Source organism: Mesorhizobium sp. P2_E9 (assembly GCF_056403815.1).
The window spans coordinates 286350-309033 of record NZ_JBFUET010000001.1 but is presented as its reverse complement, the minus strand read 5'-3'; the positions used below and the strand labels follow the sequence as shown (position 1 = coordinate 309033).

26 protein-coding genes and 1 pseudogene are annotated in these 22684 nt (G+C 61.8%); 15 read left to right on the top strand and 12 right to left on the bottom strand.

Translation table 11 applies throughout. The features are described 5' to 3' along the window. Positions 1-54: 54 nt before the first annotated feature. On the top strand, positions 55-1086 hold the full coding sequence (gene hemB / locus AC1D05_RS01560; protein ID WP_477437576.1) for a porphobilinogen synthase: 1032 nt from the start codon (positions 55-57) through the stop codon (positions 1084-1086). 3 nt (positions 1087-1089) lie between these two features. On the opposite strand, the gene AC1D05_RS01555 is transcribed toward hemB, so the two are convergent. Beyond that, positions 1090-1854, bottom strand: coding sequence for an imm11 family protein (locus tag AC1D05_RS01555; RefSeq protein ID WP_477437574.1), 765 nt, complete (start codon positions 1852-1854; stop codon positions 1090-1092). A 134-nt stretch (positions 1855-1988) separates the two neighbouring features. Continuing rightward, complete coding sequence (locus AC1D05_RS01550; protein ID WP_477437572.1) at positions 1989-2684, bottom strand: glutathione S-transferase; 696 nt, start codon at positions 2682-2684, stop codon at positions 1989-1991. A 110-nt stretch (positions 2685-2794) separates the two neighbouring features. Here AC1D05_RS01550 and AC1D05_RS01545 point away from each other — a divergent pair, with 110 nt between their 5' ends. From AC1D05_RS01545 to AC1D05_RS01535, 3 genes and pseudogenes are all read left to right on the top strand, one after another. Further along, entirely contained in the window at positions 2795-4003 is a 1209-nt protein-coding gene (locus tag AC1D05_RS01545) for a polyhydroxyalkanoate depolymerase (RefSeq protein WP_477437570.1), read from the top strand. Between the two features lie 253 nt (positions 4004-4256). Further along, positions 4257-4796 (top strand): annotated as a pseudogene (locus AC1D05_RS01540) (glyoxalase superfamily protein). A 184-nt stretch (positions 4797-4980) separates the two neighbouring features. Further along, positions 4981-5628, top strand: a complete 648-nt coding sequence (locus AC1D05_RS01535) for a dihydrofolate reductase family protein (protein ID WP_477437568.1) — start codon at positions 4981-4983, stop codon at positions 5626-5628. Positions 5629-5896: 268 nt separating this feature from the next. On the opposite strand, the gene ppk2 is transcribed toward AC1D05_RS01535, so the two are convergent. Continuing rightward, the gene (gene ppk2 / locus AC1D05_RS01530) at positions 5897-6817 is read right to left on the bottom strand and encodes a polyphosphate kinase 2 (RefSeq protein WP_477437566.1); all 921 of its coding nucleotides are present in this window, start codon (positions 6815-6817) and stop codon (positions 5897-5899) included. 281 nt (positions 6818-7098) lie between these two features. On the opposite strand from ppk2, the gene AC1D05_RS01525 reads away from it, so the two are divergent. After that, positions 7099-8142: an aldo/keto reductase gene (locus AC1D05_RS01525; protein ID WP_477437565.1), complete on the top strand. Its 1044-nt coding sequence runs from the start codon at positions 7099-7101 to the stop codon at positions 8140-8142. Between the two features lie 61 nt (positions 8143-8203). Here AC1D05_RS01525 and AC1D05_RS01520 read toward each other — a convergent pair whose 3' ends face one another. Then, positions 8204-9175: a glycosyl transferase family 90 gene (locus tag AC1D05_RS01520; RefSeq protein ID WP_477437563.1), complete on the bottom strand. Its 972-nt coding sequence runs from the start codon at positions 9173-9175 to the stop codon at positions 8204-8206. 199 nt (positions 9176-9374) lie between these two features. Here AC1D05_RS01520 and AC1D05_RS01515 point away from each other — a divergent pair, with 199 nt between their 5' ends. Further along, positions 9375-9521, top strand: a complete 147-nt coding sequence (locus tag AC1D05_RS01515; protein WP_081850368.1) for a hypothetical protein — start codon at positions 9375-9377, stop codon at positions 9519-9521. A 54-nt stretch (positions 9522-9575) separates the two neighbouring features. On the opposite strand, the gene AC1D05_RS01510 is transcribed toward AC1D05_RS01515, so the two are convergent. Both AC1D05_RS01510 and AC1D05_RS01505 read right to left on the bottom strand, forming a co-directional pair. Then, positions 9576-9836, bottom strand: a complete 261-nt coding sequence (locus AC1D05_RS01510) for a DUF982 domain-containing protein (RefSeq protein ID WP_477437561.1) — start codon at positions 9834-9836, stop codon at positions 9576-9578. A 106-nt stretch (positions 9837-9942) separates the two neighbouring features. After that, positions 9943-10608, bottom strand: a complete 666-nt coding sequence (locus AC1D05_RS01505) for a GntR family transcriptional regulator (RefSeq protein WP_477437559.1) — start codon at positions 10606-10608, stop codon at positions 9943-9945. A 117-nt stretch (positions 10609-10725) separates the two neighbouring features. On the opposite strand from AC1D05_RS01505, the gene AC1D05_RS01500 reads away from it, so the two are divergent. Both AC1D05_RS01500 and AC1D05_RS01495 read left to right on the top strand, forming a co-directional pair. Further along, on the top strand, positions 10726-11979 hold the full coding sequence (locus AC1D05_RS01500) for a multidrug efflux MFS transporter (protein ID WP_477437557.1): 1254 nt from the start codon (positions 10726-10728) through the stop codon (positions 11977-11979). A gap of 36 nt (positions 11980-12015) precedes the next feature. Next, positions 12016-12375 (top strand): DUF423 domain-containing protein, encoded by a 360-nt coding sequence (locus AC1D05_RS01495; RefSeq protein WP_477437555.1) that lies wholly within the window; start codon positions 12016-12018, stop codon positions 12373-12375. Between the two features lie 12 nt (positions 12376-12387). Here AC1D05_RS01495 and AC1D05_RS01490 read toward each other — a convergent pair whose 3' ends face one another. Continuing rightward, a complete protein-coding gene (locus AC1D05_RS01490; protein WP_477437554.1) occupies positions 12388-12537 on the bottom strand; it encodes a hypothetical protein in 150 nt (49 codons plus the stop codon). Between the two features lie 364 nt (positions 12538-12901). Between AC1D05_RS01490 and AC1D05_RS01485 the strand changes: the two genes are divergently transcribed. Further along, positions 12902-13978, top strand: a complete 1077-nt coding sequence (locus tag AC1D05_RS01485; protein ID WP_477437552.1) for a LacI family DNA-binding transcriptional regulator — start codon at positions 12902-12904, stop codon at positions 13976-13978. Positions 13979-13990: 12 nt separating this feature from the next. On the opposite strand, the gene AC1D05_RS01480 is transcribed toward AC1D05_RS01485, so the two are convergent. After that, the gene (locus tag AC1D05_RS01480) at positions 13991-15232 is read right to left on the bottom strand and encodes an OpgC family protein (protein WP_477437550.1); all 1242 of its coding nucleotides are present in this window, start codon (positions 15230-15232) and stop codon (positions 13991-13993) included. Positions 15233-15433: 201 nt separating this feature from the next. Between AC1D05_RS01480 and AC1D05_RS01475 the strand changes: the two genes are divergently transcribed. Continuing rightward, positions 15434-16102: an alpha/beta hydrolase gene (locus AC1D05_RS01475; protein ID WP_477437548.1), complete on the top strand. Its 669-nt coding sequence runs from the start codon at positions 15434-15436 to the stop codon at positions 16100-16102. A 4-nt stretch (positions 16103-16106) separates the two neighbouring features. On the opposite strand, the gene AC1D05_RS01470 is transcribed toward AC1D05_RS01475, so the two are convergent. After that, on the bottom strand, positions 16107-16304 hold the full coding sequence (locus AC1D05_RS01470) for a hypothetical protein (RefSeq protein ID WP_477437546.1): 198 nt from the start codon (positions 16302-16304) through the stop codon (positions 16107-16109). 24 nt (positions 16305-16328) lie between these two features. On the opposite strand from AC1D05_RS01470, the gene AC1D05_RS01465 reads away from it, so the two are divergent. Continuing rightward, positions 16329-16514, top strand: a complete 186-nt coding sequence (locus AC1D05_RS01465; protein ID WP_477437544.1) for a hypothetical protein — start codon at positions 16329-16331, stop codon at positions 16512-16514. A gap of 125 nt (positions 16515-16639) precedes the next feature. On the opposite strand, the gene AC1D05_RS01460 is transcribed toward AC1D05_RS01465, so the two are convergent. Next, positions 16640-17644, bottom strand: a complete 1005-nt coding sequence (locus tag AC1D05_RS01460; RefSeq protein ID WP_477438126.1) for an inorganic phosphate transporter — start codon at positions 17642-17644, stop codon at positions 16640-16642. Between the two features lie 3 nt (positions 17645-17647). Continuing rightward, positions 17648-18289: a DUF47 family protein gene (locus tag AC1D05_RS01455; protein ID WP_477437542.1), complete on the bottom strand. Its 642-nt coding sequence runs from the start codon at positions 18287-18289 to the stop codon at positions 17648-17650. 222 nt (positions 18290-18511) lie between these two features. Between AC1D05_RS01455 and AC1D05_RS01450 the strand changes: the two genes are divergently transcribed. Then, positions 18512-18646, top strand: coding sequence for a hypothetical protein (locus AC1D05_RS01450; RefSeq protein WP_477437540.1), 135 nt, complete (start codon positions 18512-18514; stop codon positions 18644-18646). Positions 18647-18649: 3 nt separating this feature from the next. Here the strand turns inward: AC1D05_RS01450 and sthA are convergent, their stop codons facing one another. Continuing rightward, positions 18650-20038, bottom strand: a complete 1389-nt coding sequence (gene sthA, locus AC1D05_RS01445) for a Si-specific NAD(P)(+) transhydrogenase (protein WP_477437538.1) — start codon at positions 20036-20038, stop codon at positions 18650-18652. 215 nt (positions 20039-20253) lie between these two features. Between sthA and AC1D05_RS01440 the strand changes: the two genes are divergently transcribed. From AC1D05_RS01440 to AC1D05_RS01430, 3 genes are all read left to right on the top strand, one after another. After that, positions 20254-20724, top strand: coding sequence for an RDD family protein (locus tag AC1D05_RS01440; protein ID WP_477437536.1), 471 nt, complete (start codon positions 20254-20256; stop codon positions 20722-20724). Between the two features lie 138 nt (positions 20725-20862). Beyond that, the gene (locus tag AC1D05_RS01435; RefSeq protein ID WP_172229725.1) at positions 20863-21627 is read left to right on the top strand and encodes an arginyltransferase; all 765 of its coding nucleotides are present in this window, start codon (positions 20863-20865) and stop codon (positions 21625-21627) included. 146 nt (positions 21628-21773) lie between these two features. Continuing rightward, on the top strand, positions 21774-22670 hold the full coding sequence (locus AC1D05_RS01430; RefSeq protein WP_477437534.1) for a DMT family transporter: 897 nt from the start codon (positions 21774-21776) through the stop codon (positions 22668-22670). The last annotated feature ends 14 nt before the right edge of the window (positions 22671-22684 follow it).

The following is a 22684-nucleotide window of genomic DNA, read 5'->3' as shown; positions in this document are numbered from 1 at the left end:
CGAGGGCTCGTGGTAAAAGCCGCCGAACGAGAGTTTTGGCCGAGAGTTTTGGCAATGAACAAATTTACCCCGACCAGGCCAGCCGGCGCGCGCAGCGTCGACGACATCACCGGCAGCCGCCGCCTGCGTCGCATGCGAAAGGCCGACTGGTCGCGCCGTCTGGTGCAGGAGAACCGGCTTACGGTCGACGATTTGATCTGGCCGATCTTCGTCGTCGAGGGCAGCAATGTACGCGAGCCGATCGCCGCCATGCCGGGCGTCTTCCGCCTGTCGGTCGACCTAGCGATCAAGGAAGCCGAACGCGCGGCGAAGCTTGGCATTCCGGCACTCGCCACCTTCCCCAATGTCGACCTGGCCTTACGCGACCAGACCGGCTCGCACATCCTCGATCCGGAAAACATCATCAACCGCGCCACCCGCGCCATAAAGGATGCGGTGCCCGGGATCGGCATCATCACCGACGCCGCGCTCGACCCGTTCACCAGCCACGGCCATGACGGCATTTTGCGCGATGGCATCATCGTCAACGACGAAACGGTCGAACAGGTCGCGGCGGCGGCCGTCATCCAGGCGGCGGCCGGCGCCGACATCATCGCGCCCTCCGACATGATGGACGGCCGCATCGGCGCCATCCGCGATGCGCTCGACGCCAACGGTTTCCAGGACGTGGCGATCATGTCCTACGCAACGAAGTTCGCCTCGGCCTTCTACGGCCCCTATCGCGAGGCGGTCGGCACCGCCGGCCTGCTCAAGGGCGACAAAAAAACCTATTACATCGACCACGCCAATTCGGACGAGGCGGTGCGCGAGGCCGAGCAGGATATCGCCGAAGGCGCCGACATGCTGATGGTCAAGCCCGGCCTGCCCTATCTCGACATCATCCGCCGGCTGAAGGACGAGTTCCAGATGCCGACCTTCGCCTACCAGGTGTCGGGCGAATATTCGATGATCAAGGCGGCGGGCGCCAATGGCTGGATCGACGGCGAGAAGGCGATGCTGGAATCGCTGCTCGCCTTCAAGCGTGCCGGCTGCGACGGTATTTTGACCTATTTCGCGCCTGAAGTGGCGCAGATGCTGAAGGGATAAATTTCACTCCAGCACATAACTCTCTTTGACATTTCTTGTTTCGAAATCCAGCCGACCACGCCCGCAAACCGACATGTCTTGGAACAAGTCGGGATTCTTGATGCCTGCTTCGACACAGGCTTCTCTCAATTTGGCGGTGCAAATGACGATGCCCATGTTCTTCTGTTTGAAGATATGCGCATCGCCGACAGTCTCCTCCTTGAAATAGAAGCAGGCGCCTCCGGCGCGGTCGTAGTGCACACCTCCATTCTCGCCGATCAAAAGCCTAAACTTCGACGATTCGAGATCCACGGCATCAATCTTGCGAACGATGTCGCAAAGGTAGTGCTTTGGTTCGATCGGCTTCCCGCTCAAATAGAAAACGTCGCAGTCGTTAAATACGACCCCATCAGGGTCGACTGACTGCAGAACGTCCTTCAGGCGCTCAGATACAAGCCAGTAACAATGAAAATCTTCCAGGTCTTTTGGTGGCCTGCAATAGTCTGTCGCTTCAGGCCGCAGCCTGGGCGTCTCCGGGTACTCAGGAAAGCCGTATCCCCCAAACTCCGCCGGCCCGAGCAGTATGCGGGGTGGCGGCACCAAAACTTGGGCGTTTTCCAGCTGAAGACAATGGGACCCGCCGCGATATGTCGGTCCGATCTGGAAGAATTTTCCATGTTTCTTGAATTTCGCCTCTTTGCGGAAAACCCGCTCTGGGACTTGAGCTGGCCTAGGCTGCGGACGGTTCCGGTTGGCAAACAGTTTTGCAATGAGTGAAATAATGGTCACGTGCGCGCCTGCTCAGTTTACCGACTTCTAGCTCAAGACTAAATCGCGTGAGAATACCCGTCCACCTGCTTCGCGCCCGAGGTGGCGCAGATGCTGAAGGGATAGCCGCGCCGCGGCCGCCCTGCTCCACTTTCTCAAAATTCCACGTCCAGCTCGATGATATCCTCGGGCTCGGCCAATGCGTCCTGCGTCCATTCCTGCATCAGCGGCCAGGCGAAGATAGTGTCGCAATAGGCGGTGAGCGGCGCGTCGAGCTCGACCGCATAGGTACGGAAACGGGTACAGACCGGTGCGTACATCGCGTCGGCCACGGTCGGCGACGCACCGAACAGCCACGGCCCGCCATAGGTTTCCAGGCATTCGGACCAGATCGTCTTGATCCTCTCCACATCCGGCCGGGCGCCGGAGAAGATCTTGAAGCTCTTGTGCCTGGCTTTCAGGCTCATCGGCAGCGCCGAGCGCAAATTATGAAAGCCTGAATGCATCTCGCCAGACACGGCGCGGCAATGCGCCCGCGCGATGCGGTCGGCCGGCAGGAGCCCCGCGCCGGGCATGGTCTCGGCCAGATATTCGGCGATCGCCAGCGTGTCCCATACCGTCACCCCGTCATGGGTCAGCCGCGGCACCAGAACTGATGGCGACAGCAACAACAACTCCTGCCGCTGCCCGGCATCATCGATGTCGACGCGCTTTTCCTCGAACTCCAGCCCTGCCATGCGGCACAGCAACCAGCCACGCAGCGACCAGGACGAATAGTTCTTCGACGAGATCGTCAACATCGCGATGGCCGCGTTAGCCACGGGTGCCTTAATCCTGGCCACCTTCGTCATGCCGTCGACCCTCCGAGCCCTTTGCCGGCAACAATCCTCTCGCAATGCACAAAGTTTTGCACTAGATTTTTTTGCACTGCCACATGGTCGTTGGGAATGGGACGTATTCGATGCTGTACCAGGCCTACCAGCTTCAGGACGACCTTATCGCCCCGACGCGCTTTTTCGCCGATCTGATGCGTTCGAAGATAGGCGGCACGGTCTCGGCCGACGGCTTGAAACAACGCCTGACCGCCGGGCTGGAGATGATCGCCCGTCTCAAACTCACCCACGCACGGCCGGATTTCGACATCAAATCAGCCAGGGTCGGCAATCGCGATGTGCCTGTCAGCGTGGAAACGGCGCTTGACCTGCCATTCGGCAAGCTTTTGCGCTTCGCCAAGGATATGGATACGCGCCAGCCGCGGGTGATGGTGATCGCCCCGTTGTCGGGCCATTTCTCGACGCTGTTGCGCGGCACGGTGACGACACTTCTGGCCGATCACGAAGTCTATATCACAGACTGGGCCAATGCCCGCGACGTGCCGCTTGTCGCCGGCCGCTTCGGGGTGGACGACTATGTCGACTACATCATTCGCTTCCTGCAGGCGATTGGCCCGGGCGCGCACATCCTGGCGGTTTGCCAGCCCTGCGTCCAGGCGCTTGCCGTCGTTGCTATCATGTCCGAGGACGGGCATCCGGCGACGCCGCGCTCGATGACGCTGATGGCGGGTCCTATCGATCCGCGCGAAAGCCCTACCAAGGTCAACGAATTCGCCGTCAGCAAGTCGCTGTCGTGGTTCCAGAACTCCGTCATCTCGCGTGTGCCCTGGCGCCACGCCGGCGGCGGACGCCGGGTCTATCCCGGCTTTCTCCAGCTTGCCGCGTTCATGGGCATGAACATCGACCGGCACACGAAAGCGCACCGCAAACTGCACGACCATCTGGCCGCCGGCGAGACCGCCGAGGCCGAGAAGATCAAGACTTTCTATGACGAGTATCTGGCGGTGCTCGACCTCACCGAGGAATTTTATATCGAAACCATAGACCGTGTGTTCCAGAAGGCGGAGATCGCCACCGGGACGTACACCTTCCGTGGCAGCCTGGTCGACCCGGGCGCGATCCGCAACACCGCGCTGCTCACCGTCGAAGGCGGGCGCGACGATATCTGCGCACTCGGACAGACCTCGGCCGCGCATGAATTGTGCCGGTCACTGCGTCCGCATCTCAAACGCCATCACCTGCAGGCCAATGTAGGCCACTATGGCGTCTTCAACGGCAAACGCTGGGAGCGCGAAATTTATCCGGTCGTGCGCAATCTCATCCTGTCGATGGAATAGCTTTTCGCCCCTTGGCGCGTGGCCCTTTCGAGAGGCTGACGCATGCCGCAAATCCAACCAATCTTTTGCGCTGACAAGATCAGCGTGACCTGGCTATTATGGCGGCACGGCCGGAGGCGGCCGGCAGCCCGCACCTCGCCAGAGGTATGGCGAACGCCTCCAGAGGATGCTTCCTGACCCGTTTCACCGTCGGGCGAAGGCGTCGGCAATGCGGGCACTGACGAAGACTTCGCCGTGACCCGAGGAAACGGACATGCTTGCCTATCGTGATGCCAAGACCATGGCGAAAGCCATGCGGGAGGCGCTTGCCGCCCGCGACCTGACGATCAGCCACAGCGAGGCTCTGGAGATCGTCGCGCGCCAGTTCGGACTGGCGACCTGGAACATCCTGTCGGCGAAAATCGATGCGCCGGCGGCCCGGCAGGAACCGATCATCTTCGAACGGACGGCGCCGATCGTGCGCATCTTCGACGTCGCCAAGGCGCACGAATTCTACCTCGGCTACCTTGGCTTCGCCGTGGACTGGGAGCACCGCTACGGCGACAACTTCCCGCTTTATACGTAGGTCTCACGCGGCAACCTTGTCCTGCATTTGTCCGAACATGCCGGCGACGCGACGCCGGGCGGCAACATGGTTGTGTACATGAAAGGCATCCGCGACTTTCACAAAGAGCTTGTGGCCAAGGACTACCGCTACATGAAGCCTGGTTTGGAACAGGAGGATGGACGGCTGACGGTCCAGGTCATCGACCCGTTCAGCAACCACATCCGCTTCATGGAACTCACCGAATAGCCTGATATTGCGTCTGCTTCGGCGGCCACCAGTGGCTACCCCAGCGCGTCGCTACGCAACATTCCGGACGTCACTTGGCGACGTTGTCAGGACGTGTCTGCATCGTGAGGAATACCGCTTGCGGATTGCAATCGGTTTGCTACAAGAAAACCGATTGCAGACATAATTGGTTAGGAGGCCTTCCATGTCCAAACTTCGCGTCAACGCATTCACCTTGTCGCTCGACGGCTATGGCGCTGGTCCAGATCAGGATCTGCAAAATCCGCTCGGCGTCGGCGGCCAATCCTTGCACAAGTGGTTTGTCGACACCCGCACCTTCCGCAAGATGGTGCTCGGACAAGACGGCGGCACCACCGACACCAACGAAGCGTTCGCGGCGCGCAGCTTCGAGAATGTCGGCGCCTGGATCCTTGGCCGCAACATGTTCGGGCCGATCCGCGGCGAATGGCCTGACGACAGCTGGAAAGGCTGGTGGGGCGACAACCCGCCCTACCATGTGCCGGTTTTCGTGCTGACGCACCACGAGCGGGCGCCGATCACGATGGAAGGTGGCACGACCTTTTATTTCGTGACCGACGGCATCCATTCGGCGCTCGAGCAGGCGAAGGCGGCGGCCGGCGACAAGGATGTGCGGGTCGGCGGCGGCGTCGCCACGATCCGCCAGTATTTGCAGGAAAAGCTGATGGACGAGATGCATCTGGCAATCTCGCCGGTGTTGCTTGGCAAGGGTGAGAACCTTTTTGCCGGCCTGGATATGTTGAAGCTTGGCTATCAATGCACCGAGCAGGTGGCGACGGCGCTCGCCACGCATGTGGTGATCAAGCGGGGTTAGCCACTTTCTCCCCGTTCTACGGGGAGTTGAGGAGCGATCCGCGAAGCGGACGAAAAGCCAATCGCTTGGCTTTTCGAGTGACGAACGCCCGGCAGGGCAATGAGGGGCGGCGCTGAGGTTTGGAAGATTTGCGCTGCCGACGGCACCGCCAATAGCAAATGGCAACACCCGCGCATCGGTTCGACCGCGTTCAATTGTCAAGGTCGGCGCTACCCCTCATCCGCCCGTCGGGCACCTTCCCCCGTAAACGGGGAGAAGGGAGCTAACTTCAATACTTTTCCGGCACGTAAAGCTCGCGCGGCAGCGTCTGGCGTTCGTATTCGGGGTTGAAGACACGCTCCGGCAAGGTGATCTCCTCGTGCGGCACCTCTTCATACGGCATCTGCTTGAGCAGATGATCGATGCAGTTCAGCCGCGCACGCTTCTTGTCGTTGCCCTCGACGATGAACCAGGGCGCTTCGGGAATGTTGGTACGGGCGAAGGTCTCTTCCTTGGCCTTGGTGTACTGCTCCCAGCGAACGCGCGACTGCAAATCCATGGGCGACAGCTTCCACTGCTTCATCGGGTCGTGGATGCGCATCAGGAAGCGCATCTGCTGTTCCTCATCGGTGATCGAGAACCAGTATTTCACCACGGTGATGCCCGAGCGCACCAGCATGCGCTCGAACTCCGGCACGTCGCGGAAAAATTCCTCGACCTGACCGCCATCGGCAAATCCCATCACCCGTTCGACGCCGGAGCGGTTGTACCAGGAGCGGTCGAACAGCACGATCTCGCCACCCGCCGGCAGATGCGGCACATAGCGCTGGAAATACCATTGCGACTTCTCGCGTTCGGTCGGCGCCGGAAGTGCCACGACGCGAGCGATGCGCGGGTTAAGGCGCTGGGTGATGCGCTTGATGACGCCACCCTTGCCGGCGGAGTCGCGGCCCTCGAAAATCACCACCAGCTTCTTCTTGTGATAGGCGACCCAGGACTGCAGCTTGATCAATTCGGACTGCAGGCTGATCAGGTCGCGAAAATACTGCATGCGGTCGATCGAAGGCGGATGCGCGTTCTTGTAGATCTTGGCGATCTCCATCGACAGCGCCGGCTCCGACATTTCGAGCTCATAATCTTCGTCGAGCGTGTCGGCGAGTTCGGCTTCGAGCCAGTCCTTGGCGGGAGAATTCTGTCTCAGCTCGGTCATATCGGTCGCTCCGCGTGCAAGCCTGTCGGTTCATGTCCGGCACCCCAAACTGCTGGCCCGAGGCCTGGAATGGAAACACCTTAGCCGAATTCAATATAGGCCGGCAGTGACGGTTTTATTGCAGCCTGAGCGCGATTGCCGTCACCGCCAATCCCGCGAGGTACGATCGATCCGTCGTCCTGGCATGGCGACAAGGCGACCAAATTGTCCTACAAATGCCTGGTCGCATTCCGGGCTGCCCTTTGGCGGCGCCCCAATTCAACACAATCGCGAGGACTGACATGGAATACCGTACGCTCGGCCGTTCCGGCCTGAAGGTTTCGACACTGACCCTGGGCACCATGACCTTCGGTGGCACCGGGCCCTTCGCCGCGGTCGGCAACAGCGATCTTACCGAAGCCAAGCGGATGATCGACATGTGTATCGACGCCGGCATCAATCTCATCGACACCGCCAATGTCTATTCGAACGGCCTGTCGGAGGAGATCATCGGCGAGGCGCTTGGCGGCAAGCGCAAGAACGACGTGCTGATCGCCTCCAAGGCGCGCATGCGGATCGGCAGCGGGCCTAACGACGAAGGCCTGTCGCGCCACCATCTGATCCGCGAATGCGAAAAGAGCCTGAAGCGACTGAAGACCGACGTCATCGACATCTATTTCGTCCACCAATGGGACGGCCTTACCCCGGTCGAGGAAACGGTCGCCGCGCTCGACACTTTGGTCAGCCAGGGCAAGGTGCGCTATATCGGCTGCTCCAACTGGTCCGGCTGGCAAGTGATGAAGGCGCTCGCGATCAGCGACAGCCGCCACCAGCAGCGCTTCGTCACCCAGCAGATCCACTACACGTTGGAGGCCCGCGAGGCCGAGTATGAGCTGCTGCCGATCTCGGTCGACCAGGGACTGGGCGTGCTGGTCTGGAGCCCGCTCGCCGGCGGCTTGCTGTCGGGCAAATACCACCGCGACAGCCCGACCGCACGGCAGCTCGCCGGCTGGTCCGAGCCGCCGATCCGCGACGAGGACCGGCTCTGGCAGATCGTCGATGTGCTGGTCGAGATCGGTAAGGCCCGGGGCGTGTCGGCGGCGCAGGTGGCGCTTGCCTGGCTGCTTGGCCGCCCCGCCGTCTCCTCGCTGGTGATCGGCGCCCGCAACGATGTCCAGCTCAAGGACAATCTCGCGGCGGCAAGCCTGGAGCTCAGCCATGAGGAACGCCAGCGCCTCGACGCGGTCAGCCGGCCGCCTTTGCTCTACCCCTATTGGCACCAACAATTGACGGCGAAGGCTCGCTTTGGTGCTGCCGATCTCGTGATTGACCGAAGCGGCGTATAGGTTTGACGAGAGGCCGGCGGGTCCAAGCTCGCCGGTCTCCACCTTTTGACGCCGGAATTGCTCATCCCATGATATAGCGCCAGACTTCGGCATCCGGCTTGATCTGGCCGCTCAGCACGAAATATTTGTAGAGCACCAGAAGCGAGATCGCCTGTTCGGCCTGTTCGTCGCCGAACATCCGGCAATAGCCATTCGCGGCCGCGATGATGCGCTCTGCCTTCGCCGGGTGCCGTTCGAAATAGGCCACATGTTCGGCGAGGTCGGAGAAATCGGCTTCGAGCGGCACATAGTGCACATTGGCTTCGAGTTGCCGCTCCGCGAACCAAGTCTCATATGTCGGCGGCGGCATCAGGCAGAGCGACTTCGAATTCAAGATCCATTTCAGGTTGGTCGCCACATCATTGCCCTCGAGCGAGACGATATAGCGATAGCGCTGGTGCTGGCTGATGCTGAGAAAGGGCTTGGCGTATTCGGCCGGCGCGTTCGGCTTGTGCGAACCGGCATCGCAGAACGGCAGGTCGCGCGCCGCTTGCAGAAACCGTGTCCTGATCGGATTGTTGAGGTCGCCGCGCCAGACCACAACCGGCAGCTTGTCCGCGAACGAGAGGGCGTCAGCCGGCATCTGGAAGTGACGGAACTTGTCGAGCTTCATGATGACGGCGTTCTCGTCGTCATCACGGATCGGCCGATCCTTGACGATCGTCGGCACCTTCGGCACATTCTTGACGTCGCCGAATTCGATGTCGATGAGCAATCCGGGATCGAAGTAGCGGGCGAATTCCTTCAGGTCGTAATAGTACATGGTCGGCGTGAAGGGCAGCTTGCTGATGCGAATGGCATTGGCGCTTGGCGCGAAACCATCCTGCAGCTTGTTGTAGTAATTCAATCGTCGGCGCGCCGCCTCATCGCAAAGCCTGGCCTTTTCGAGGCGAACGGCCAGTCTGCGGCGAAACAGCGCTTGTGGAATGACATCGCGCGCTGCGTTTCGCGCATAGTAGAAAACCTTTGCCGACGTCCGCGCAATTGTGGCCATAGTTCACTTGATCAAAACAAACGAGCAGCTCTCAACACGCTGGTGCCCCGCGTTTCCTACATCATTATGGCGCCGATCTGGCAAGCCCCCCCGCGGATCTCCAACGTTGCGCCCGCGCACTGTCGCTTCAGCTGTTGTGTTTGACGGCTAATGCTCCTAGGCAGGGTCAGAGCCGCAAGGCAGTACAAAAGGAGCCGATATGGCGCGAGCACCGAACTACGATCAGGAACGCAAGGAACGCGACCGCCAGAAGGCGGCCAAGAAGGCCGAGAAGCTGGCGGCCAAGGTTGCCGCACGGGAGCGTTCGCAGCCCGAAAGCGAGACTAAGACCGAAACCGCGGAATGACGGCAAAAGGCCCGCACATGCGGGCCTTGCCTCAGTCCGGATTGTCGCCCTGCGTCAGGCGGGCGCTTTGTCGCTGACAAAAACGTCCACTTCACGCGCCGCGGCAATAAAGGCGCGCCGGGCGTTCATGGCCGGCTTGTCGCCGGCCAGCGCGTCGTGGCACGCCTGCAGCGCTGCGCGATGCTTGGGGCTGCGCTTGCCGGGCCAGCTGTTGAGGAGGTAGTCGGAAGCTTCGCGGGCCGTGCGCAAGAGCTGAGTGCTTCCCGCCGTGACGGACTTGACGATCACGGGTGTTTCAAATCGGTTATTTTCCATCGCCGCTCTTACGCCATCGGCGTCCGTGAAGCGAGGCCGAAAGTGCGCGTCGCGTCAGACGCCGCCTTTTTTGGCCGACAGAGGCCCCTGCCCCGCATAGACCGCGCTAAGCGGCGATGACGGCAAATCCCCTGGCGCGAAGACCGCGTCGATCGTTGGCGAGCGACGTCACCAGCCGGTCGCGGCTGCCGACGATATGGGCTGAAAGCCGGCACGCCGCTTCATCGGCCTCGCCAAGGCGCGTTGCCGCCAGAATGGCGCGATGTTCGGCCCAGGCGCGGCCAAGGGCTGCTTCGTCTCGCACCTCCAGCCAGCGGGCGCGCGACAGGCGCGTCATGGCATCGCGCACTGCCCTGAACAGGAATTCATTGCCCGACAGGCGCGCCAGCTCGATGTGAAAATCCATGCCGACGCGATGCCATTCCTCCCGCGGCGTGTTTTCGTCGCAGGAATCGAGCATCGCCTCGATGACATCGATGGCATTCCCGTCGGCGCACGTGCATGTCAGCCGCAGGGCCGCGACCTCGACGGCTTCGCGATAGACTGCGATCTGCTCGAGCTCGGCGAGGTTGATGGGCGACACAGTCCAGCCGCGGCCATCCCTGCCGACCAGCCCCTCGGTCTCCAGTCGCAGCAGCGCCGCCCTCACCGGCGTGCGCGAGGCGCCGAAGCGGGCTTCGATCCAGCGCTCGGTCAATTTCTCGCCTGGACCGATCTCGAGCCCCAGGATCATCTCGCGCAACTGTCGTTCGACATTCTGCATCTGCGACATTGCGCTGCCCTTTTCCCAAGCCGCATTGACAGCGCCTGGGTTGGAGTTCATGACGGATACCGGTTTGGTATCCCAAAATGGTATCCGCAACAAGCGCTGATATCGGGCAGGCAGGACATGGCACAGGAAGACACGCAACAAAGCGGCTACAACATCCACTGGCGGCGCAATCTCGCCGTCTGTTTCGCGGGCTCGTTCAGCACGCTCATCGCCATGACCCTGCTGCTGCCCTTCCTGCCGCTCTATGTCGAACAGCTTGGGGCGCAGGGCCACGCGGCGATCGTGCAGTGGTCCGGCATCGCCTATGGCGCCACCTTCTTCGCCGCAGCCCTGGTCGCGCCGTTGTGGGGACGGCTGGGCGACCGCTACGGCCGCAAGGTGATGCTGGTGCGCGCCAGTTTCGGCATGGCGATCTGTATGTCGCTGACCGGCATGGTCGAGACGGTCTGGCAACTGGTGCTGCTGCGCCTGCTGATCGGCTTTGCCGGCGGCTATTCCTCGGGTTCGACCATATTGGTCGCCATGCAGACGCCGAAGGACCGCTCCGGCTGGGCGCTGGGCGTGCTGTCGGCGGGGATCACGGCGGGGTCGCTGGTCGGCCCCCTGCTTGGCGGCGCACTGCCGACACTGATCGGCATCCGCACCACCTTCCTGTTGTCGGGTGGCATGATCTTCCTCGCCTTTCTGGCGACGACATTCCTGATCAAGGAGAATCCGCGCCCTCAGGCCGCCAAGGCAGCGTCAAGCGTGAAGCCGAAAAGCGGCTGGTCGCAGATCCCCGACAAGCGCCCGGTCGTGGCCATGCTGACAACCGGCATGCTGCTCGCCTTCGCCACCATGTCGATCGAGCCGATCATCACCGTCTATGTGCAGCAGCTCATCGCGGACCAGAGCCAGGTGACCATGGTCGCCGGCGTGGTGATGTCGGCGGCGGCCCTCGGCACCATCCTGTCGGCGTCATGGCTGGGCAAGCTTGCCGACCGCGTCGGCCATTGGAACGTCGTCGTTGGGGCGCTGGCCGTCTCGGCCCTGCTGCTCATCCCGCAGGCCTTCGTCACCAATGGCTGGCAACTGATCGGCCTGCGTTTCCTGATGGGCCTGGCGCTCGGCGGCCTGCTGCCTTGCATCACCAGCGTCATCCGCCACAACATCCCGGACGGCGTCGGCGGCAATGTGCTTGGCCTGGCGATCTCGGCGCAATATGTCGGGCAGGTTGCAGGACCATTGACCGGCGGCTTTGTCGGCGGTCATTTTGGCATGCGGGCGGTGTTCCTCGCCACATCGGTGCTGATGGCGGGCGGCGCGATCTACAACTGGGTTGTCCAGTCGCGGCGCACACGCCATATGGCGCTGGAAGCGAGTGAACCTTAATTGGCTCCACATCGCTGCAAGAGGGAGCTAGCCGACATGAATTCCGCCGAACCCAGCCGTATCCTTGTGCTTGCCGGCGGTCTCGTCGGCGCGGCGGGCGTGGCGCTGTCGGCAGCCGCAGCGCACCGCGGCGGCGCCTTCACCGGCACGGCCGCGTCGTTCCTGTTGATGCACGCGCCGGTCTTCCTCGCCATCGGCCTCATTGGAGCGAATCGCTGCCTGCGGATTGCGAGCGTCGTGCTGCTTGTCGGGCTCCTGCTTTTCGCGGGCGATCTTCTCGCCCGCGATTTCCTGGGATCGAGACTGTTTCCGATGTCGGCGCCAATCGGAGGCACCCTGCTCATCGCCGGCTGGCTGGCGATAGCAATCTCTGCCCTGGTACGCCCGCGCTCCTGAGGCCAAATAGGATCAATCCCGGGGACGTTCGGTGCGAATCCAAAGATCGCGATTGCGCGCGGCCGGCTTCGTCAGGCGTCGCACCTTCGGCCGCTCGGCAGCCGGCGCGATGCCCCAGTAGTTGCGATAGATGTCCTCGAACAGATGCTTGATGGGATGCATGGCTCTTCTCCCTTTGAATTGAATCGATCCAATCGGCATGAAAAAAAATGGAGCCGATCAACTCCGCTTGCGCTCCACAAGGAAGCGAAGGTCGCGAATCCATGGGCCGGTCATGCCCCGGCGCCTGGACCTGTTGGTGGTCGACCCGATACTCCAGTCGTTGCGATAGATGTCTTCGAACAAATAATTCACGGGATGCATGGCGCACCTCCCCTAGCTCATTTCGCAGAACAGATCTGCCTTCTTGGATCGATTCAAAGATAGGACTTCACGCATCCCGGGTCAAGCAAAATTTGAATCGATCCAACGAAAGTGCTAGGTGCAAATCCGGAACGTGCTAAATGCATGTCAGGAGGCACGCACAATGGCGTCACTCACCGCAGGCAATCGAAGACCCGTCCGGCTGGCCGACATCGCCAAGGCCGCCGGGGTTTCGCACGGCACCGCATCCAATGTCTTCAGCCGCCCCGAGATCGTTCGCGAGGAAGTTCGCGAACGGGTCAAGGCAGCCGCCGAGGCAATGGGCTATGGCGGACCGGATCCCAAGGGTCGCTTGCTGCGGGCCGGCAAGGTCAATGCCATCGGCGTCGCCACCGCCGAACCCCTCTCCTATTTCTTCGACGATCCCTTTGCGCGGGTCATGATGGCCAGCATCTCGCAGGCCTGCGATGCAACGGGAGCCGGGATCTCCCTGGTTTCGGCCGCCAACAACGAACAGCTTGCCTGGAACATCCAAAGCGCGCTGGTCGACGGCTTCATCGTCTTCTGCGTCGAAGGTGGTTCGCGCCTGGTGGAATTGGCACGTGAGCGCAAACTGCCCTTCGTGGCGCTCGACCTGGACTCCGAGGATGGGGCGGTCGCGGCGATCGGTGTCGACAACATCGCCGGCGCCAGCCTGGCGGCGCGCCATCTCACCGATCTCGGACATCGCCGCTTTGCCGTTCTGGCACTGCCTTTTGCCGACGGCAGGACAGGTCTCGTTTCACCCGAGCAGGTTCGCTCCGCGACCTATGCGGGAACGCGCGACCGCCTCACCGGCTATCTCAGGGAGCTTTCGCGGGTTGGTGTCGACACATCCAAGGTGCCCGTCTACGAGACCGCCAACGATGCGGCCACCGCGAAAGCCGGGCTCGAAACCATCTTCGCGGCCAAGCAGCCGCCCACGGCCATCCTGGCGATGTCGGACAAAATAGCCTTGGTAACGCTCGAATGGCTGAGCGCGCGCAAGCTCAACGTCCCCAAAGATGTTTCCGTCGTCGGGTTCGACGGTGTTCCGGAGTCCGCCGTGTCCGAGCCGTCGCTGACCACGATCGCCCAGCCGATAGCCGCGATGGGCCGCCTTGCCGTCAAGGCGATCCTGGAAAACGACGGCAAGGTCAGCCGGCAGTTGCTGCCGGTCGAACTGATCGTGCGCGCCTCGTCGGCTCCGCCGCGCGGCTGAGCCGCGCCCCTCTCAGCGATTGGCTCTTGCCACGGCGGAGATGCCGAAGGACGCTCGGACCGGCGTGACATCCTTTTGCGTCATGCGGGCCTTGCCCGAACCGCCGATGGTCGACAGCCATTCGAGATAGAAGGCGAGCGCGAACTGCATAGCGATGCCGGCCGACAGCAGCAGGCTGTCATAGGCAAGCCCGCCCGGATTGATCAGTTTCATCACCTGCGCGACCATGGCAATGACCGTGCCGGCGATGAAGACCGGCAGCGAGCGCTTGCCTAGGATCGCCAGAGGATGGTCCGGGCTGGTGCGGAACAGGTTCGACAGCGCCGGCAGGGCGACGATGAGGTAGCTGACCGCCAGGATATGCAGCAGACGCGGCAGCGACAGGAAGGTCTTGTCGAAGCCGCCGATCACCACCGGCAGCTTGAACCAGGTTATCTGCCCCCAGAGCGGACTGTGCACCCACACCAGCGCCGTCGCCACATAGGCCACAGCCGCGCCGACCAGCCAGCGGTTGACTGGAATGACACCGCCGCGCCTGACATGCAGCATGCTGGCCAAGCCGATGTTGAACAGGAACTGCCAGGACAGCGGGTTCAGGAACCAGAAACCGGGTTCGGGATAGTTGGGCGGGGCGATCTGCCAGATGCCGGCGACGAGCCATAGCGTGCCGGAGGCGACGAGCGCCGCGACGGGCCGGTAGCTGATCAGCAGGACGAAGGCAGGCGCCATCAAAAGCAGCGCCGCATAGACCGGCAGGATGTTGTTGTAGCCGAGCTGATGGCCGAGCGTGACGATGCCGACCAGCACTTCCGGCGTGTTCTTCATCAATGGCTCGATGTTGATCAGTTTCAGCAGTTCCGGCCGCTTGGTGAACACTGCCACTGCGCAGAAAAGGGCAATCACGACCATGGTCGTGACGATGTGGGCGGTGTAGAGCGTGCCTGCCCGCCGCCACATCTTCAAGGTCGCGAGAAGCCGGTTGCCCGGCTGGAACTTCGTGCCATAGGCGAGCGCGACCGAGATGCCGGAAATCAAAACGAAGGCCTCGGCCGCATCGGAGAAGCCGAAATTCTTGTAGGTGAAGGCCTCGAAAGCCGTGCCCGGCACGTGGTCGATGAAAATGATGATGAGCGCCAGCGCGCGCAACACATCGATACGCGTGTCGCGATCCGAGATACGCGTATCGCGTTCGAGGATACGCAAATTGCGATCCGGGATACGCAAATTGCGATCCGACAAAACAGGGGTAGTCATCGACAAAAGGCCTCAAAGCTGGTTGTTCATGTCCAGCAATGCGACCCCCGGCGCACCGCTTCGATTCCTCCCACGCGGAGTATATCGGCGCAGAAACGGGCTGGAATGCGCCTGGTTCAATCAACTTTCGCGGAGCACGAACATATTGCGTTTTGAAGCCGGCAAATTGAGCGGAACCTCATATAATCAAGAGGATGCGGGATGACTGGCGACAGCCTCGAAAACAACCCGCTGCTCTCCGATCTGCCCTTTCCCTATCGCATTCACGACGCCGGCAGGAACAGCCGTGAATGCCTGTTCCTGCTGCATGGATCGGGTGTCGACGAGACCACTCTGGTGCCGCTGGCAAGACGGATCGCGCCCGCCGCCGTGCTGGTCGCGGCGCGTGGCCGTATCCCTCAAGAGGACGGTTTTCGCTGGTTCGAGCGGATAAGCCCGACGCGCTTCGAACAGAAGAGCATTCTCGCCGAAACAGCTGCCTTCACGGCATTCGCCAACGAGGCAGCCAGGCGCCATGGACTTGATCTCGATCACGCAACATTCCTCGGCTATTCGAACGGCGCCAATCTGGTTTCCAGTCTCATGCTGCTCCATCCCGGCATCGTCCGAAGGACGACGCTGCTGAGGCCAATGCCTGTGCTTGACGACGTGCCGGCGACGGATCTTGCGGGAACACGAGCACTGATCATCGCCGGCGCCGCCGACGAGACCTACGGACCCTTCGCGCCGGCGCTGGTCACGCTGCTCAGCCGGCACGGCGCGGATATAGACGCGCGTATCGTTGCCTCGGGCCACGAGATCGGTGACCCAGACGTCGCGATCGTCAGGCAATGGCTTGCAGGCCCGATGGCCATTGCACAGGCGGATTGACCGCTCAGCGCGCGGCGACGGCCTCAAAGCATTCGGCGGCGAGATCGACAACGCCACGCTGGTCAAGATTTACGGCACGTTGCCGGAAAGCGTTGGGAGATTGCGGGACGTCGTTGCGCTGATCGAGGAGAAGAAAAGCCGAGAAGCCACTGGCGCGCTGCCCCTGCGAGGTTGACGAGCCATCGCGTTCGACGAGCTTCATTGGAGCTATCTAGCAGAATGTGCTATGATTCTTGTCGTGGGCAAGAAGGCAAAGCAGAGGATCGAATCCTTGGAAGATCGCGAGATGGCGATCGAAGCCGCCTACTTTGCCCGCAAGTTCGGCCTCACCAAAGAGGAAGCACTCAAAACCATTAAAGATGCCCGTGTCGTGAAACCGTTGCCTGGCAGAAATCTGGCAAAAACCCGATAAGGGCTGGGTTGGGCGACAACGGGCCTTTGGCGAGAAATCGAACGACACTTCAGGGCCATAGACCTTGTGTCAGATCTTTATGGGCGTTCATCGCCCATATTCAGATTTCGGGCGCCTTCTCTGTGTCAGCCGCCCAGGCGCGTGACAAAATAGGTGAGGGCCGAAATGGCGGCCGTCGCCGGCAAAGTGACGATCCAGGCAATGACGATGTTCCCGGCGATGCCCCAGCGTACGGCCGACACACGGCGGGCGGCACCGACGCCGATGATGGCGCCGGTAATGGTATGCGTGGTCGACACTGGAACGCCAAGCCAGGTGGCAGCGAACAGAGTGATGGCGCCGCCGGTTTCGGCGCAGAAGCCCTGCATCGGATTGAGCCTGGTGATCTTCGAACCCATCGTGTGGACGATGCGCCAGCCGCCGAGCAGCGTGCCCAGCGCCAGTGCAGACTGACAGGTGAGGACGACCCAGAGCGGCACGTAGAATTTCTCGCCAAGCATGCCTTGCGAATAGAGCAGCACGGCGATGATACCCATGGTTTTCTGCGCGTCGTTGCCGCCATGGCCAAGCGAATAGAGCGAGGCGGAAAAGAACTGCAGGACGCGAAAGGTGCTGTCGACGGCGAACGGTGTCTGGCGCACAAACAGCCACGAAACCACCAGGATGAGGACGAGCGCCAGGACAAAACCGGTCGCCGGCGACACGACGATCGCGGCGACCGTCTTGCCAAGACCCGACCAGACGATGGCGCCGAAACCGGCCTTGGCGACACCGGCGCCAACCAGCCCGCCAATCAGCGCGTGCGAGCTGCTCGACGGAATGCCGGCAATCCAGGTGACGATATTCCAGACGATAGCGCCGACAAGGGCCGAAAAGATCACAACGGGTGTGACGATGCTGACGTCGACGATGCCTTTCCCCACGGTTTCGGCAACATGCAGGCCGAAGAACATGAAGGCGATGAAATTGAAGAAGGCCGCCCACAGCACTGCATATTGTGGCCTCAGCACACGGGTGGAGACGATGGTGGCAATGGAATTGGCGGCGTCGTGCAGGCCGTTGAGAAAATCGAAGAACAGCGCCACGGCGACAAGGCCGATCAGCACGGGAAAGGCAATGGTGGCTTCCATCACCTAAACATTCTCGATGACGATGCCGCTGATCTCGTTGGCGACGTCCTCGAAACGGTCGACCACCTTTTCCAGCTGACCGTAAATCTCGCTACCGATCAGGTAAGCCATCGGGTCGCTGCGGCCATGCCGCTTGAATAAGTCCTTCAGCCCTTGCTCGTGCAAATCGTCGGCCCGGCTTTCGACGCGCATGACCTCTTCGGCGATAGCGTTGAGGCGCACGGTGTGCGTGCCGACCTTGCTCAGCAGCGGGATCGCCTCGGCAACCAGCTTGGCGGCGGCGACGATGACGCCGCCCATTTCCTGCATGAGCGGGTCGAATTCCCTTTTCTCGAACAATCTTACGGTCTTGACGGTCTTGTGCATCATGTCGATGGCGTCATCCATCGACTGGATCAGATCCTTGATGTCGCCGCGATCGAAGGGCGTGATGAAGGAACGCCGCACCGCTAACAGGACTTCGGCGGTGATATGATCGGCCTCGTCCTCGAGATCGATGATCTTCTGACACCAGCGATCGTTGTCCTTGCCCTGGAGAAGTTGTTCCAGCGCCTCGGCGCCGCCGACCACAGTGCGGGAATGACGTTCGAACAGGTCGAAGAAGCGATCTTCGCGCGGTAGCAGCTTGCGGAACCAGCCCAACATGTCCAACCTCCCGTCGCGCTTCCACGACCCCATCAATTCACATAACGCCCCAGCGAGCCACTGGAAACAGTAAGCCGGCTGAAAGATGTGGATGCGCGCGATGCGGCTTGAGACGCGACACAATTTCCCCGACCTTGCGCAAGAAGGGCCACGGCGGTCGACAGGCTGCTGGAAGCGCTGACCAGCCCGAAGCTGCAGCAGCTCGCCTGGTCCAAGCACGGATTGCGCGGGCCGCTCGGCACCGTGGCGGGTGACGCCAACGCCATCGCCGGCGTGAGACCCGCGGAGATCGAAGCGGTGCTGCCGATGCCTTCAGCTGATGTGATGCTGGCGCTGCTCGCACAGATGGACAGTTGAGGCTTACCCTCGCCCCATCCGGTTCCACGCATCGAGCCCGGCGATCTTGTAGGCTTCGGCGAGCGTCGGGTAGTTGAAAGTGTTGTTGACGAAGAAGTCGACCGTGCCGCCGAGATTAATCACCGCCTGGCCGATATGAATGAGTTCGGTGGCGCCCTCGCCGACGATATGCGCGCCGAGCAGACGGCGCGTCTCTATCGAGAACAGCAACTTCAGGAAGCCGGTATTGACGCCCATGATGTGGCCACGCGAGGTCTCGCGAAAGCGTGCCACGCCAACCTCATAGGCGGCTCCACTCTCACGCACCTGTTCCTCGGACTGGCCGACAGTGGAGATCTCCGGCACGGCGTAAATGCCATAGGGGAAAGTTTCCGGCGGAGGCGGGAGCGGCACACCGAAGGCGTGGCAGGCGGCCACCCTGCCCTGCTCCATCGACGTCGAGGCGAGGCTGGGGAAGCCGATGACATCGCCAGCGGCGTAGATGTTGGGCACGCTGGTCTGGAAGGTCTGTGGATCGACCTTGATGCGGCCTCGGGAGTCGGCGTCGATGCCGACCACGTCGAGGCCCAAGGTTCCGACATTGCCGGTGCGACCGGCGGCGTAGAGCACGACATCCGAACGGATGGTGCGGCCGTCGGCCAGTTCCACCTCGGCCGTTTCCGGCTTGGAGCGGATTTCCTTCACTGCGCTGCCCAGCCTTATCGTCATGCCGCGGTCGCGCATCTGGTGGATGAAATCGTCGACGATCTCGCGGTCGACGAAATCGAGGATGGTGTTGCGCGGCTCGACCAGCGTCACCGGCACGTCGAGCGCGGAAAAGATCGTCGCATATTCGACGCCGATGACGCCGCCGCCGATCACTGTCAGCGTGCGCGGCAGCTTGCCGAGTTCCAGCATCTCGTCGCTGTCGAAAACGCGGGTCTTGTCGAAGGGCACGTCGCGCGGGCGGTGCGGCCTGGTACCCACCGCGATCAACGCGTTGGCGAAGCCGACTTCGCTGTAATCGCCATTGTCTGATGTCAGGCTGACCTTGTTGGGGCCGATGAATTTTACGGCGGCGCGTGCGCTCTTGACCGTGTTGCGCATGAACTGGTGCTGCAGCACCTCGACCTCGTGATCGAGCGTCTTGTGCAGCCGTTCGATCAGGTCGCCGACGGAAATGTCCTGCTTGACCCTGTAGCCGCGTCCGTAAAAACCGCGCTCGCGCCAGCCCGAGAGATTGAGCACGGTTTCGCGCAGCGTCTTCGATGGGATGGTGCCGGTGTGCACGGAGACGCCGCCGAGACGCCGGCCGCGATCGACCACCAGCACCGATTTGCCGAGCTTGGCCGACTGCACCGCGGCGCGGCGGCCGGAAGGGCCGCTGCCGATGACCAGCATGTCATAGTCCATATTTCCCCGTCCCCTCGCCTCTGCTTCAGAGTGCTTTTGTTGCGCCGCAACAAGCTAATGCCATCCGCGCGGCAAATTCAACCGATTCGGATTGTGCCCCTGCGTCGCTCGAGCCTTGCGCTCCGGAAGCCCGACCTTGATTCCGACACGGGCCTTCACCATTTCATCATCGAGCGGCCCGCACACTATGTCGGGCCCTGTTACGAGGAAATGACATGAACGCGCGCGTTCTCGACGGCGAAATCATCAACACCCGGCTTGACGATGTCAGGGCCTATGAAGGCGTGCGCACAAGGCGCATCCTGGCCTTCGTGATCGACTATATCATCGTCGCGCTGCTCACGATTCCTTTCGCCATACTGGTGTTCTTCCTCGGGCTTTTGACCCTCGGCCTTGGCTGGATGCTGTTCGGCGCCCTCGTGCCGGTTGTCGCCATCCTCTACATCTGGAACACGCTGGGCAGCGCCGACCAGGCCACCACGGGCATGAAGATAATGGGCATCCGCCTCGACCGGCTCGACGGCCGGCCGATCGACGGCCTGACCGCGGTCGTCCATTCCGTGCTGTTCTGGGCCGGCAATGTCATCCTGTCGCCGCTGGTTCTGCTGGTGACCCTGTTCTCCGATCGCAAGCGCACGCTGCACGACCTTCTGCTCGGCACGGTGGTGAGCCGCAGCGGCCGTTAAAGGCGTTTTTCGGGAGCGCTCCCGCCGCATTAGTGCAAATGTGAAGGGCTTAGCTTACTCGCGCCTTCACAATCCTGTTGAATTTTTCGCTTTCCGCGCCAAAGGTAGAGCGACTCGAAGGAGTGTTTCCAAGGCTCGATGACGCAGCATCCGACCCAGTCGCCGCAGTTCTTCCTGACCGCGCCGTCGCCGTGCCCCTATCTCGACGGCCAGTTCGAGCGCAAGGTGTTCACGCATCTGGTCGGCGACAAGGCGTCGGAGATGAACGATCTCCTCACGCAAGGCGGCTTCCGGCGCTCACAGAACATCGCCTACAGGCCGGCCTGCGAGACCTGCCGCGCCTGCGTTTCGGTGCGCATCCTCGCCCAGGAATTCACCGCCAGCCGCAACATGAAGCGCGTGCTGCAACATAATTCCGACCTCGTCGGCGCCATGCACAATGCCGAACCCTCGACCGAACAATATTCGCTGTTCCGCGGCTACCTCGATGCCCGCCACCGCCGCGGCGGCATGTCCGACATGACGGTGCTCGACTATGCCATGATGGTCGAGGATACCCATGTCGACACCAAGGTGATCGAATACCGGCGGCGCGGGCCCGACACCTTCATCACCGGCAAGGGCCAGGGCGAGCTGATCGCCGTGGCGCTCACCGACAAGATGGCCGACGGCCTGTCGATGGTCTATTCCTACTTCAATCCCGAATTCGAGGAGCGTTCGCTCGGCACGTTCATGATCCTCGACCACATCGCCCGCGCCAGGGCGATGGGCCTGCCCCATGTCTACCTCGGCTACTGGGTCAACGGCTCGCGCAAGATGAATTATAAGATGCGCTTCATGCCGCAGGAGCATCTCGGCCCCAAGGGCTGGGAGCGCTACACCAACGAAGCGGTTTCACGCTGAGTTTTTCCACGATCCGCGCTTAAACTGTTTCAAAGCCTTAAACTGGCTCAAGGCGGGAGATGCTGGTCTTTCAGCCGGTTGGCTGGAGAAAGTGCGCCATTGCACCGGCCGGCCGCCAGCCTGCATTTCATTGCGAAAGTTCCTGCATGTCCTCTCACCTTGATCACCAGAAGGGTCTCTTGATAACCGCCCTCGGCGGGCTGACGCTGACAGTCGACATACCGTTGATCCGCCTCGCCGACGGTGGCGCATGGACGATCATGCTGCTGCGCACCGGCACCACATTCGTCGCGGGCATGGTCATCTGGTCGGTCTGGCGTGCGTTGAGCCGGAACGCCCCACCACTCATTCCCGGCTGGTCCGGCCTGATCGTGGCGATCTGCTATGGCCTGACCGGGATCACCTTCGTCACCGCCGTCTATCACACCTCGACCGCCGATCTGGTGTTCATCCTGGCCTTCAACACCGTCTTCGCCGGCTTGCTGTCCTGGCTATTCCTGAAGGAAAGGCCGCAGCTGGTGACGATCATCGCCATGTCGATCATGATCCTCGGCGTGCTGGTCATCGTCGGCGGGTCAGTCGGCACCGGCAAGCTGTTCGGCGATTTCATGGCGCTTTGCTCGGCCTTCTTCATCGCCGTGGCCATCACCATCTCGCGCGCCAGCGGCAAGGACATGGGTTTCACCTCGCTCGTCGGCGTCCTTCTGCCGATGGCCCTGGCCGCCTTCATGGTGTCAGGCGAAGGCTTTCACGTGAACGCACCCTGGTGGATCATCTTCAACGGCGCCGTCATCATGCCGATCTCGTTCTTCTGCCTCGCCGCCGGGCCGAAATACATTTCGGGGCCGGAAGTGGCGATGTTCTATCTGCTCGAAACCGTGCTGGCGCCGGTCTGGGTGTGGATGGTCTTTGCCGAGGCACCGACCCGCAACAGCCTGATCGGCGGCGCCATCCTGATCGTCACTCTGGTCGCCCATTCGCTCTGGCAGTTGCATGACGGGCGCAAGCGCCGGCCTGATCTCGCGGTGCATCACCCGGTCTAGAAACAAATTTTCGG

Coding starts and splice junctions, on each gene's coding strand:
- hemB (WP_477437576.1), top strand. CDS start 55: ATGAACAAATTTACCCCGACCAGGCCAGCCGGCGCGCGCAGCGTCGAC.
- AC1D05_RS01550 (WP_477437572.1), bottom strand. CDS start 2,684: ATGACGAAGGTGGCCAGGATTAAGGCACCCGTGGCTAACGCGGCCATC.
- AC1D05_RS01545 (WP_477437570.1), top strand. CDS start 2,795: ATGCTGTACCAGGCCTACCAGCTTCAGGACGACCTTATCGCCCCGACG.
- AC1D05_RS01535 (WP_477437568.1), top strand. CDS start 4,981: ATGTCCAAACTTCGCGTCAACGCATTCACCTTGTCGCTCGACGGCTAT.
- ppk2 (WP_477437566.1), bottom strand. CDS start 6,817: ATGACCGAGCTGAGACAGAATTCTCCCGCCAAGGACTGGCTCGAAGCC.
- AC1D05_RS01525 (WP_477437565.1), top strand. CDS start 7,099: ATGGAATACCGTACGCTCGGCCGTTCCGGCCTGAAGGTTTCGACACTG.
- AC1D05_RS01520 (WP_477437563.1), bottom strand. CDS start 9,175: ATGGCCACAATTGCGCGGACGTCGGCAAAGGTTTTCTACTATGCGCGA.
- AC1D05_RS01515 (WP_081850368.1), top strand. CDS start 9,375: ATGGCGCGAGCACCGAACTACGATCAGGAACGCAAGGAACGCGACCGC.
- AC1D05_RS01510 (WP_477437561.1), bottom strand. CDS start 9,836: ATGGAAAATAACCGATTTGAAACACCCGTGATCGTCAAGTCCGTCACG.
- AC1D05_RS01505 (WP_477437559.1), bottom strand. CDS start 10,608: ATGTCGCAGATGCAGAATGTCGAACGACAGTTGCGCGAGATGATCCTG.
- AC1D05_RS01500 (WP_477437557.1), top strand. CDS start 10,726: ATGGCACAGGAAGACACGCAACAAAGCGGCTACAACATCCACTGGCGG.
- AC1D05_RS01495 (WP_477437555.1), top strand. CDS start 12,016: ATGAATTCCGCCGAACCCAGCCGTATCCTTGTGCTTGCCGGCGGTCTC.
- AC1D05_RS01490 (WP_477437554.1), bottom strand. CDS start 12,537: ATGCATCCCATCAAGCATCTGTTCGAGGACATCTATCGCAACTACTGG.
- AC1D05_RS01485 (WP_477437552.1), top strand. CDS start 12,902: ATGGCGTCACTCACCGCAGGCAATCGAAGACCCGTCCGGCTGGCCGAC.
- AC1D05_RS01480 (WP_477437550.1), bottom strand. CDS start 15,232: ATGACTACCCCTGTTTTGTCGGATCGCAATTTGCGTATCCCGGATCGC.
- AC1D05_RS01475 (WP_477437548.1), top strand. CDS start 15,434: ATGACTGGCGACAGCCTCGAAAACAACCCGCTGCTCTCCGATCTGCCC.
- AC1D05_RS01470 (WP_477437546.1), bottom strand. CDS start 16,304: ATGAAGCTCGTCGAACGCGATGGCTCGTCAACCTCGCAGGGGCAGCGC.
- AC1D05_RS01465 (WP_477437544.1), top strand. CDS start 16,329: ATGATTCTTGTCGTGGGCAAGAAGGCAAAGCAGAGGATCGAATCCTTG.
- AC1D05_RS01460 (WP_477438126.1), bottom strand. CDS start 17,644: ATGGAAGCCACCATTGCCTTTCCCGTGCTGATCGGCCTTGTCGCCGTG.
- AC1D05_RS01455 (WP_477437542.1), bottom strand. CDS start 18,289: ATGTTGGGCTGGTTCCGCAAGCTGCTACCGCGCGAAGATCGCTTCTTC.
- sthA (WP_477437538.1), bottom strand. CDS start 20,038: ATGGACTATGACATGCTGGTCATCGGCAGCGGCCCTTCCGGCCGCCGC.
- AC1D05_RS01440 (WP_477437536.1), top strand. CDS start 20,254: ATGAACGCGCGCGTTCTCGACGGCGAAATCATCAACACCCGGCTTGAC.
- AC1D05_RS01435 (WP_172229725.1), top strand. CDS start 20,863: ATGACGCAGCATCCGACCCAGTCGCCGCAGTTCTTCCTGACCGCGCCG.
- AC1D05_RS01430 (WP_477437534.1), top strand. CDS start 21,774: ATGTCCTCTCACCTTGATCACCAGAAGGGTCTCTTGATAACCGCCCTC.